This is a genomic window from uncultured Brachyspira sp. (assembly GCF_944390595.1).
Taxonomy (GTDB): Bacteria; Spirochaetota; Brachyspiria; order Brachyspirales; family Brachyspiraceae; genus Brachyspira.
Window position 1 is genome coordinate 38,038 of the sequence record NZ_CALXRN010000118.1, and the last position, 6,473, is coordinate 44,510.

The 6,473-nt window shown below is 28.6% G+C and carries 5 protein-coding genes and 1 pseudogene; 2 read left to right on the forward strand and 4 right to left on the reverse strand.

The genetic code is table 11. The annotated features are described in order from the left end of the window. Positions 1-59: 59 nt before the first annotated feature. A pseudogene (locus Q0J90_RS06490) lies at positions 60-1,669 on the reverse strand (peptide ABC transporter substrate-binding protein). A gap of 329 nt (positions 1,670-1,998) precedes the next feature. Here Q0J90_RS06490 and Q0J90_RS06495 point away from each other — a divergent pair. Continuing rightward, a complete protein-coding gene (locus Q0J90_RS06495) occupies positions 1,999-2,376 on the forward strand; it encodes a hypothetical protein (RefSeq protein WP_297277124.1) in 378 nt (125 codons plus the stop codon). 68 nt (positions 2,377-2,444) lie between these two features. Here the strand turns inward: Q0J90_RS06495 and Q0J90_RS06500 are convergent, their stop codons facing one another. The 3 genes from Q0J90_RS06500 to Q0J90_RS06510 all read right to left on the reverse strand — a co-directional run bounded on the left by Q0J90_RS06500 (position 2,445) and on the right by Q0J90_RS06510 (position 4,790). Next, positions 2,445-3,389 (reverse strand): AAA family ATPase, encoded by a 945-nt coding sequence (locus tag Q0J90_RS06500; protein ID WP_367173858.1) that lies wholly within the window; start codon positions 3,387-3,389, stop codon positions 2,445-2,447. Between the two features lie 83 nt (positions 3,390-3,472). After that, a complete protein-coding gene (locus Q0J90_RS06505; protein ID WP_297277128.1) occupies positions 3,473-3,967 on the reverse strand; it encodes a BatD family protein in 495 nt (164 codons plus the stop codon). A 73-nt stretch (positions 3,968-4,040) separates the two neighbouring features. Next, complete coding sequence (locus Q0J90_RS06510; protein WP_297277126.1) at positions 4,041-4,790, reverse strand: hypothetical protein; 750 nt, start codon at positions 4,788-4,790, stop codon at positions 4,041-4,043. A gap of 308 nt (positions 4,791-5,098) precedes the next feature. Between Q0J90_RS06510 and Q0J90_RS06515 the strand changes: the two genes are divergently transcribed. Next, entirely contained in the window at positions 5,099-6,418 is a 1,320-nt protein-coding gene (locus Q0J90_RS06515; RefSeq protein ID WP_297277127.1) for an MATE family efflux transporter, read from the forward strand. The last annotated feature ends 55 nt before the right edge of the window (positions 6,419-6,473 follow it).

The following is a 6,473-nucleotide window of genomic DNA, read 5'->3' on the forward strand; positions in this document are numbered from 1 at the left end:
ACCAATAAAAAAAGAGGGAGAATTAATCCCTCTTTTTTTATTTAATATATAAAAATATTTTATTCTTTATATGAATAATAGAATTTATGTACTGATAGAGGATCATACATAACATCTTTTAATTTAGGGGAAACCAATAAAGGCTCAGAATAGAAATACATAGGTATTATAGCAAAATTCTCTATCAATATAGCCTCAGCCTTATGCATAGCCTCCATTCTTACAGCTTGATCTGATGTATTTAAAGCTGTTTTTATATACTCATCATATTGAGCATTACTGAAAGATGAGAAATTATAAGGAGAATAACTTGCAAATAATTCTAAGAAGTTTATAGGGTCATTAAAATCAGCAAACCATCCGCCTCTTGCTATTGTGAAATCTCTTGAAAACCTTCTGCTTAAAAATACTGCTAGCTCCTCTTGAACTATTTTTGTATCTATACCTAAATTTTCTTTCCACATCTGCTGAACAGCCTCAAAAATTGCTACATTTATTCCAGGATCAGAATTGAATTCAAATACAGGAAAACCATCGCCATTTGGATATCCTGCCTCAGCCATTAATTTTTTGGCTTCTTCTACATTTTGTTTATAACTTTGACTGCCTGCATCAAAATATTCTCCGCCGTTCTCTCTAAAGTCGCCGTTTGCATCTTTTACTCCATAAGGTACAAATACACTTGCCGCTTTCTCTCCGCCTTTTGTTATTTGTTTTACTATATACTCTCTATCAATAGCCAAAGCTAAAGCCTTACGAACTCTAACATCTTTTAACACTTCATTAGTTGTGCTTAAACAATAAAAGAAAGAAGCCAATGAAGGTTTTATCTGAAGCAAACCCTCATCTTGTAAAGTAGGAATATCCTGTGTAGGAAGTATTTTAGAAAAATCTATAGAACCTTCTTTAATTCCTGCAACAGATGCTGTTTCATTCTGCATTATAATAAAGTTTAATTTTTCAGCTATAATAGAATCGCTGTTCCAATAATTAGTATTTTTTACCATAACTATTTTATCATCAGCACTTACTTCAATAGTTGTATAAGGCCCGTTTCCTATATATGTTTTTGCATCCAAACTCCATTTATCTCCATACTGTTCTATAATCTCCTTTCTTACTGGAAAGAATACTGAGAATGTTGTTAAATCCAAGAAATATGCAGTAGGACGCTCAAGCATTACTTCGAGTGTATAATCATCTATAGCCTTAACTCCCAAATTATCAGGTGTTAATTCTCCGGACATAATTTTATCAGCATTTTTTATAGGAGACATTAAATAATTATAATCGCTTACAGTTACAGGATCAACAACTCTTCTCCATGTATAAACAAAATCATTAGCTGTAACTATTTTACCATCATTCCATTTAGCATTTGTTCTTAAATGAAATACATATCTAGTGCCGTTATCAAACTCTTCCCAGCTTTCTGCAACCCCGCCTACTATATTGCCTGATTTATCAGTTCTAGTTAATCCTTCAAATGCATGAGAAATATAATATGAACCTATTAATGTTAAACTTAAACTAGGATCCATAGTTTTTACTGAGGACCTAAATTTATATTTATTGTATTTTTGTCATCAGATGATTTTGAAGATGAACATGAAATAGATAATATCAATACAAATATTAATATAAAAATAGGCTTTAACTTATTATCCATTTTATTATACTCCTTAAATATTATGGACACCATTATATATTTCACACATACACTGTCAAGCCAAAATTTTCAATTGAAAACTTTTTAAGTTACATCCTTCTAACAAATCTATAATAAAAAATTATAAAAATAAAAATTAATTTTGTAATACAGGAACTTTTTTAAAATTGATACGTCTAATATTATATAAATAAAGTTACTTTGAACACTTAGAGGTTTATGGTAATATTTAAGTTATCTTAAAATGTTTTGGAGGTTCATTTTAAGATACTTTATAACAATACGTTTAAAGTAACTTTATCCCATATTTATTAAGGAGGTTTATGAATATGTTTAATAAGAAAATAATATTAATTGCAGCTGTTATGGTGTTATCCTCAATATCATTATTTGCTAGAGGATACGAAAAAAAATTTGATTATTGCAGAAGGGGTGTTTACGGTAAAAGACTTCCTGATGTTCAATTAACAGTTGAACAAATATCTCAAATAAAAGATATAAAAAATAAATATTATACTCAAATACAAGATCTAAAATTAGATATTCATAATCAAATTTATACTATAAGATCAGAAATGGCCAAAGAAACACCAGATCAAAATATTATAAATAAAGCCATAGATAGTAAAACACAATCATCTGCAGAATTACAGAAAATTAGAATACAGCGTTTTTTAGAAATAGAAAAAGTATATAAAACAAAATAATTCTACTAACTTTTCAAACCGAGCCTATATATAATTATATATAGGCTGTTTTTTTTAACATTAACAAATCAAGGAACATTGATATTTGAAAGTAAATTTTCTATAATCATATCGCTATTAACATTTTCAGCCTGTGCTTCATAGCTTATGCTTATTCTATGTCTTAATATCTCATAAGCAACGGCTCTGATATCCTCAGGCATAACAAATCCCCTGCCCTGCATCATAGCATTTGCTTTAGCTGCCTTAGTTAAATATATGCCTGCTCTAGGGGAAGCACCATATTCTATATACTCTGACTGAAGTTTATACTCTTTTGGATTTCTAGTAGCATCTATAATATTTACTATATAATCTATAAGTCTTTCTTCTATATGTATTTGATTAGCTAATTTTCTTAATTTTTCTATAGTTTCTATAGTTGTTATAGATTTTAATTCTTCCGGTTTTGAAGATGACATATTTTTTATGATGGTTTTTTCTTCGCTTTTTGTAGGGTACTGAACTATTACTTTAAGCATAAATCTATCAACCTGTGCTTCCGGAAGAGGATATGTACCCTCTTGTTCTATAGGGTTTTGTGTAGCTAATACTAAAAATACATCTGGTAATTGATATGTAGTATCACCTATTGTAACTTGATGTTCACCCATAGCCTCAAGCAATGCTGACTGAACTTTAGCAGGAGAACGGTTTATCTCATCTGCAAGTATTATATTAGAAAATATAGGACCCTGCTTAGGTACGAATACAGAATTTTTTATATCGTAAATCTCTGTTCCTACAATATCTGCAGGAAGTAAATCTGGTGTAAACTGTATCCTTTTATATGTAGCATCTATTGTACTAGCCAATGATTTTACAGTTAATGTTTTAGCCAGCCCAGGTACTCCTTCCAATAATACATGCCCATCACATATAATACCTAAAAGAAGTTTATCTATCATATTTTCCTGACCGATTATAACTTTCTTTATCTCACCTTTTATAGCCTGAACAACATCGAGTGCCATTTTTGACGCTTCTGAAATTACTTGTAAATCTTTTGAATTACTGTCTACCATGTATCAATTTCCTTTTCCTTCATTGTTTCTATTTATATGTTTTTTAAAGATTTTTTATTTTGTTTATGCTGGTCTATTATAAATTTATAAATTAAAAAAGCAATAAGCAATATTACAATCCATTGTCCTATCATAATGAGTATAAACCAAGAACTGAAAACTCTTATATCATACTCTTTTATAATCTCTTCTTCCGGAACCAAACTATTTCCGCGTTCTATATTATAATATCTAGCTTCTAATTCCGGTATCTTAAGTTTGCCTTTAGTAATTGGTTTTAATGTATATGTTATTTTATAATTCATAGTAGAAATTTCATTGTCTTTATGTATAGTTTCGCTTTCTATTTTTTTATTAACAACCTCAAAATCACTTATAGCATTTTCATTTAAACCTTCAACTTTGAATTTACCCGCATCGCCAGTAAATAAAAGAGAATACTCTATAGTCTGCCATTCATATATACTCTTTTTATTTACTTTCTCTTCAACTATTACTATAGGATATAGTACATTTGTCATAATTATTATTAAAAAAATATAATATTTAACCATTAATGTAGATTATATAAAAAATAAAAAAAAGTCAATATAAAAAAACTTACCTTATAAATCTATTAAAATCAAAAGTATATGATAAATAAGCACCTATACCAAAATAGAATCCGCTTGCTAATTGCTCTAAATACGGAGTAAAGTTAAGAGAAAGACTAGCATCGCTGTTCAATACTAAATATGCTCCCAAACCTAAATGATTTAAATAAAGAAATGCGTTATTATAAAAATCATACCCTATATGATACTCTAAATATATGCCGGCAAGGGAAAACCCAAATAAAGCACCTGGATATACACCAAATGCAGTTTTCAATCTAACAGACTCAACTACTCCGTGCGGATCATTAAAATACATTGGAACTTCAAAATTTAAAAATATGGTAAAAAAGTCGCCAAATCCTACCAAATAATGAAGCTGAGGATTAAGTCCGAATTTCTGTTTGGATGATCCTGGAAAAAGAACTTCTACAGCACCTATGAATCCATTAAAAAACTGGAATCTAGGCATTATAGAAAATTGAGGCTGACCTTCCACTCCAACACCAAGTTCTGGAATATATGTTATAGGTAAAACCCTCGCAAATATATCAAAATTTCTAAGTATACCAAAATTTATCATAATAGGACTTGATAATGTGTACTTTCCTTTAACACCTATCCTATCATTATTAACGTAAAGAGTACCGCCAAGACGCAAAGCTCCTGTCATTCCCGTATACATTTTATACGGAAAAGAATAAAGAAATACTGACAGCAGCAACATAAAAATAAATGTAAAAACAATCTTTTTCATAGTATTACATCTTCTACATGTATAATAATATAATAATATGTATACTAATATAATATATTATCTAAAAAATATCAATAAATAAATATTGATTTCAAATTATAAATAATTGAATTATTTAATAGATTTTAATAATTTAAAGAATTTTAGTCCAAAATTTGACTTATAAATCGTATATGATATAATACAAGCCAAGTTCATCGGAGGACTTATTGGAAATAAAAATACCAAAGGTTGGATAAGATGTCTAATTATTAGATTTCTTATTCAGCCTTTTTTGTTTTTAAACTTTTAATATTGGAGTTTTATTTATGGATATGCTTAAAACAGACATGAAAAAGATATTTTTTAAGTATTTATCTGCTAGTTTTGGAAGTGCTTTGATAGCTGCCATTTATTCTATAGTTGATGTTGCTATGGTAGGACAATATGAGGGTGATAATGGGGCTGCCGCTTTGGCCGTATTTGCTCCAATATGGAATGTAATATATGGTATAGGTTTACTATTTGGTATAGGAGGTTCTGTACTTTTTAGTAAGGCAAAAGGCTCTGGAGAATATGGTAAATCAAATACTTTCTTTACTGTATCATTTATTGCTTTATCAATAGTAATATTTATAATTTGGATTTTATCATTAATATTTGAAGATAATATACTTTATTTTTTTGGTGCTGATGAAGTTTTATTAAATTTAGCTAAAAGATATTTTCTTCCTATAAAAATTATTCTTCCTTTATTTGCTTTCAGTCAGTTTTTTGCCGCATTCCTTAGAAATGATAATGCACCTATGAAAGCCACTTTAGGAGTTATGGCAGGAGGAGTTTTCAATGTATTCGGTGACTATTTCTTTGTATTTGTATGCGACATGGGTATATTTGGTGCTGGACTTGCAACTGCTATAGGACAAATTATTACCGCTTCTATATTGATATCGCATTTATTTAGTAAGAAAAATACTTTAAAATTTCAAAAGGTTAGAGAATTATTTTCATTGTCAAGGAATGTTGCTTCTATTGGTTTTTCTACATTCTTTATAGATATAGCAATGGGAATATTGGCTTTAATGTTTAATAGGCAAATAATGAAATATTTCGGAACATCAGCTTTGGCAGTTTATTCTGTAATAATAAATATTAATATATTAGTTCAGTCATCAGCTTATGCAATAGGACAAGCTGCTCAGCCTATAATATCAACGAATCTAGGTGCCGGTAAAATGGACAGAATAAAATCAGCAGTAAAATGCAGTATATTTTCAGCTTTGGTTCTTAGCATAGTATATACTTTATTTACATACTTTAATACAGATTTTTTAATGAAAGCATTTATGAAGCCTTCGGAAGAAGCTTTGTCTATATCAAAAAATATTATGAGAGCTTACTTTATATCATTTCTAATACTACCTTTCAATGTATATGCAACTTACTATTTCCAAGCGATAATGAAGCCTTCATCTTCTTTTATAATTGCTGTATTAAGAGGACTTGTAATAAGCGGTATTTTAATATTTATAATGCCTTTAATATTTGTTAAAGACAGTATATGGTATGTTATGCCTATTACAGAAGTTTTAACTTTTATTATTGTTATGGTGTTTTTTATTAAATACAGAACTATATATTCAAAATAGTTATATTAATTATAGAAATAATTATTAAATTTAATATAATTAAATAAAAATATAA

Bases quoted from the DNA above. Each gene is read 5' to 3' on its own strand.
- Q0J90_RS06495 (WP_297277124.1), top strand. From the start codon at position 1,999: ATGTTTAATAAGAAAATAATATTAATTGCAGCTGTTATGGTGTTATCC.
- Q0J90_RS06500 (WP_367173858.1), bottom strand. From the start codon at position 3,389: ATGGCACTCGATGTTGTTCAGGCTATAAAAGGTGAGATAAAGAAAGTT.
- Q0J90_RS06510 (WP_297277126.1), bottom strand. From the start codon at position 4,790: ATGAAAAAGATTGTTTTTACATTTATTTTTATGTTGCTGCTGTCAGTA.
- Q0J90_RS06515 (WP_297277127.1), top strand. From the start codon at position 5,099: ATGGATATGCTTAAAACAGACATGAAAAAGATATTTTTTAAGTATTTA.